The sequence below is a fragment of the Priestia sp. SIMBA_032 genome (assembly GCF_046535215.1).
GTDB lineage: Bacteria > Bacillota > Bacilli > Bacillales > Bacillaceae_H > Priestia > Priestia aryabhattai.
The window spans coordinates 1-232 of the sequence record NZ_JAWRXD010001650.1 but is presented as its reverse complement, the minus strand read 5'-3'; the positions used below and the strand labels follow the sequence as shown (position 1 = coordinate 232).

General features: G+C 29.3%; 1 protein-coding gene. It reads right to left on the bottom strand.

The genetic code is table 11. The annotated features are described in order from the left end of the window. Nucleotides 1-232 (bottom strand): ABC transporter substrate-binding protein (locus SB717_RS39860; RefSeq protein WP_410908889.1); only part of this gene is annotated, 232 nt, incomplete at both ends.

Below are 232 nucleotides of genomic sequence, written 5' to 3'. Positions count from 1 at the left end.
CTAATGAAAATGCTTTACGTACCTTCGCATTTGTAAACGGCTCTTTTTCTACGTTAAACGAATAAATATAAGATGAGAATCCTGCAACACGCTTATATTCTTTATTTCCTTTTTCTTTTTCAATCATCTCTTGTGGTAAACCACTTAGTAAATCTAATTCTTTTGATTTAAATAATTGATACGCTGTTTTAGAGTCTGGAATAATACGAAACTCAATTTCTTTTAATGTTAC